This is a genomic window from Sinomonas sp., from assembly GCF_036848755.1.
Taxonomy (GTDB): domain Bacteria; phylum Actinomycetota; class Actinomycetes; order Actinomycetales; family Micrococcaceae; genus Sinomonas.
The window spans coordinates 1-3,854 of the sequence record NZ_DAIUJO010000192.1; the positions used below are offsets into that span (position 1 = coordinate 1).

3 protein-coding genes are annotated in these 3,854 nt (G+C 69.7%); 1 reads left to right on the plus strand and 2 read right to left on the minus strand.

What is annotated here, in order from left to right:
* Positions 1-312 precede the first annotated feature (312 nt).
* Both V7053_RS18190 and V7053_RS18195 read right to left on the minus strand, forming a co-directional pair.
* Positions 313-912 carry a helicase associated domain-containing protein gene (locus V7053_RS18190; RefSeq protein WP_334173669.1) on the minus strand — a complete coding sequence of 200 codons (600 nt, stop codon included), beginning with the start codon at positions 910-912 and terminating at the stop codon, positions 313-315.
* A gap of 81 nt (positions 913-993) precedes the next feature.
* A complete protein-coding gene (locus V7053_RS18195; protein ID WP_334173670.1) occupies positions 994-2,382 on the minus strand; it encodes an MFS transporter in 1,389 nt (462 codons plus the stop codon).
* A 422-nt stretch (positions 2,383-2,804) separates the two neighbouring features.
* On the opposite strand from V7053_RS18195, the gene V7053_RS18200 reads away from it, so the two are divergent.
* A complete protein-coding gene (locus V7053_RS18200) occupies positions 2,805-3,797 on the plus strand; it encodes a LacI family DNA-binding transcriptional regulator (RefSeq protein ID WP_334173671.1) in 993 nt (330 codons plus the stop codon).
* Positions 3,798-3,854: the final 57 nt, after the last annotated feature.

The following is a 3,854-nucleotide window of genomic DNA, read 5'->3' on the forward strand; positions in this document are numbered from 1 at the left end:
AATGGGGCCAACCGGCGGAAATGCGGCCTACGGCGGAACTGCGGCCAACCGGCGGAAATGCGGCCTACGGCGGAACTGCCAGCAAACCGGCTGATCTGGGGCCGGCTCCACCAACGGACCTGCGGCCAACCGGCGGAACTGCATCGGGGAAGGGGTATCACCGCAAAGGAGGGGGCTCCCACCGGCGGAAATGCGGCCCACCGGCGGAACCGCCCGCAAACCGGCGTAAACGCGGCCCACCGGCGGAAATGCGGCCAACCGGCGGAAATGGGGCCTACCGGCGGAACTGCGGCCAGTTGATCGGCCCGCCTCTCACCAAGTCCGGCGGCTCGCCGAGCGGAGGATCTGCCGCCGGTTCCTGACGGCCGCGTGCGTGCGACCGATTTTGGCCGCGATCTCGGCGATCGAGAGGTCCTCGTCGAGCACGAGGGCCTCCTCCTCCGGAGACCAGGGGGCACGATGGCGCTCGTCGTCGGGGGTCGCGCGGTTCCGCCGCCGGGGCCGCGCCTCGTCCAACCCGGCCGCGCTGTTCTCCGCCCACCACGCGTCGCCGGGCGGGAGGACCCAGGCTGGGCCGAGTGCCGTAGCGAGGGCGCTCTTCTCGGGATCGGGGAGCCGCCCGGCCTGGTCCCGTCGACGCTGGCGCAGGAGCCAGACACCGAGCGAGCGCTCGGCGGGGGTGATGATGCCGCCCGTCTGGGGAAGGCGGCCGTTCGCGGCCTTGAAGTCGGCGACGGCGGAAAGGCGGCGTTGGAATTCGGGGCGGAGTTCGACGGCGGAAAACGGCTCCTCCGCGGCCCGCGCCTTCGCTGGCGCAAGCTCCGGAAGCGCGACGGCCCCGCGGTCGGGCACCCCAGCGAGCTCGCGCAATTGCATGGCGAGCTCACGCAGGACGTGGGGTTCCAGAGTCATCCCTTTGAGATTAGCCCCCTCGGGCGCAAAAAGGGGCCCAGTTCGCACCGGGCCCCTTCGTGGGAGGGAATTTCGAGGTGGCTACCCCTCGACCGGTTCACGGACGACGCCGCGCGCCGGGATCGGCTCGATCCTCCCCATGAGCAGGACGTACGAGGCGAGGCCGCCGACGAGCGCGATGCCGCCGATGAGGAACGCGTAGAAGAAGTGCCCGGTCGTGTCGACGACGAAGCCCGTCACGATCGGGGCCGCGACGCCCGCGAGGAGGTTCACGCAGTTCACGATGGCCGCGAGCGAGCCAGCGCTGCCCTCCGGGGCGATGAGCGCCGGGAGCGAGTTGCTCGTGACGTAGACGAGGGCGATTCCAGCGCTGCCGACGGCGATCCAGATGATCGCCACGACGGGAGTGTTGCTGAAGGCCGCCCCGACAGTGAAGAGGGCCACGATCATGCCCGCCACGAGGATCCCCTTGCGCACCTTGTCGGGGTTCGCGCCGCGGCCGATCACGCGGTCCACCCACCAGCCGCCGATGGTCATCTCGGAGACGAACATCGCGAAGGCCGGAACCGCCGCGTAGATGCCGCTCTGCAGCACGCTCTGGTTCATGCTCGTCTGCATGTATCCCGGAAGCCACGTGAGCAGCATCCACAGCACGTAGCCGGCGCCGGCGAGCCCGAGCGAGAGGCCCCAGACCTTGCGCTGCCTCAGGAGGTAGCCGACGGTGGCCCAGTCGCTCGAAGGGCGGATCTCTTCGCTCGACGCGCCGCCGTCGACGATGTAGCCGTACTCCTCGTCGGTCATGCGGCCCTTCGCGAGGCGCGCCTTCGGGCCCGTGTAGCGCCACAGGAACGCGACGAGGAACACGACCGAGAGTGCCGCCTGGAGCCAGAACGCCTCGCGCCAGCCCCACGTTGCGACCGTGAACGCGATGAGCGGGAGCCCGATGACGTTGGCGAGACGCGTGCCGCTGTCGAAGATTGCGGTGCAGAGGCCGCGCTCATGCCGCGGGAACCATTGGCCAGTGGCCTTCATCGCGCCGGGGAAAGCGGGGGCCTCGGCGACGCCGAGCAGGATCCGGGCGATGACGATGATCCACGCACCCGAGGCGACGGCGGTGAGAACCGATGCGATGGTCCACAGGATCGCGCTGCCGCCCCAGATCTTCTTCACGCCGAACCGGTCGAGGAGCATCCCCGACGGGATCTGCATGATCGCGTACGACCACAGGAAGGCTGACGAGAGGATGCCGAACTCGGTGGCGGTGAGTCCGAAGTCGTGGGTCAGGGGCTTCTGGGTCACCGAGATCGAGAGGCGGTCGACGTAGTTGATGAGAATGCCGAAGCCCATGAGCAGGGCGATGCTCCAGCGCGCTTTGCCGCGCGGCCGGGAGAGTGGCGCAGTCTGGACCTCGGGGTGGGGGTGGTGCTTCCTGCCGAGATGAGGGGACTTCTTGGAAAGCTGAGACGACACAGCAAGCTCCTAGGGCTTCGCGGGAATCAGTGGGAGAAACGAGTGATTCCTGAGCCCGGGGCTTGTGGCCACGACCCCGCCCGACGGCCGCGTGCGGCCTTCGGAATGGGGGCCACACGGGCGATCAGGAGACGAGAGCCCCGGCCACGCTGCCGGGTCTCGCCGCGCGCCGAACTCGCCTTCAGCGCGCTAAGGGGGGTGGGGTTCACGGGAGTGCCATTCTCGTGGGGAGGAGGCGTTCGCTGTGAACTGCCTCACGTTGTCTGAACGCTTCCAGAGTAGGCCCGAGCCGTACTATTTCACAAGGGGGAATCGCGTTTCCATATCGTGAAATAGACTTCACCTCTTTCGATAGCTCGCCGGGAATGAAAGAGCTCTGATAAAGTTGCACAAATCTTGTCGACACCGGATTGAGGAGTCCCATGCCTGCGACGCTCACCGATGTCGCCAAGCGGGCCGGCGTCTCCCTCGCGACCGCGTCGAGGGCCTTCAGTGACCCTGCCAGGCTTGCCGCCGAGACGCGCCACAAGGTAGTTGCCGCCGCGGAGGAGCTCGGCTACGAGGTCCCCGGGCACGGCGGCTCCCGTACGATCGGCGTCGTCGTCCCGGACATCGCCAACGCCGTGTTCGCCGCGCTCATCAAGGCGCTCCAAGAACGCGCGTGGCCCGGGCGGCACCGCATGCTCCTCGCGGACACGGCCGAGTCGGCGGACCGCGAGCGCGAGCAGGTCGCCGCCCTCGCGGCGGCCGCGGACGGCGTCGTCCTCTGCTCTCCGCGCCTGCCGCCCGACGAACTCCGGCGCCTCGCCGGGGCGGTGCCGGCCGTCGTCGTCAACGGCGAAGCGGAGCGCATGCCGAGCGTGCTCCTCGATGCGGGCGAGGGGCTCCGGCAGGCCGTCGAGCATCTCTTCGCCCTCGGGCACCGCAGGCTCGCCTACGTGCCAGGGCCGCCGTCGTCATGGGCTGACGCCCAGCGGCTGGACGAGGTGAAGCGGCTGTGCGCGGAGTGGGAGATCGGGCTCGTCACCGTGGGCCACCAGAATGCGACGGTCGACGGCGGCGCGGCGGCTGCGGCTCCCGTCGTCGCGAGCGGCGCCACGGCCGCCATCGCCTACAACGACCTCGTGGCGGTGGGGCTGCTCGCCGGCGCCCGCCAGCTCGGCCGCCACTGCCCGGAGGACCTCAGCGTGGTCGGGATCGACGACCTCGACATCGCGGCCGCAGCGGAGCCCGGGCTGACGTCGGTGCGGATCGCCATCGAACGCGGGGGGACGCTCGCCCTCGATCTCCTCCTCGAGCAGCTCGCCGGCAAGCCGCGCCCGGCAGAAGCCGTGCGGCTCGGGTCGCAGCTCATCGTCCGGGGCTCGACCTCGACCGCGCCCCACGACAACCCAATCCCCTCGAAGAAGAAGTGAGAATGACCCGCCTGATTGCCGCCGTCGACGTGCTCCTCACGAGCCCGTCCCGCAACT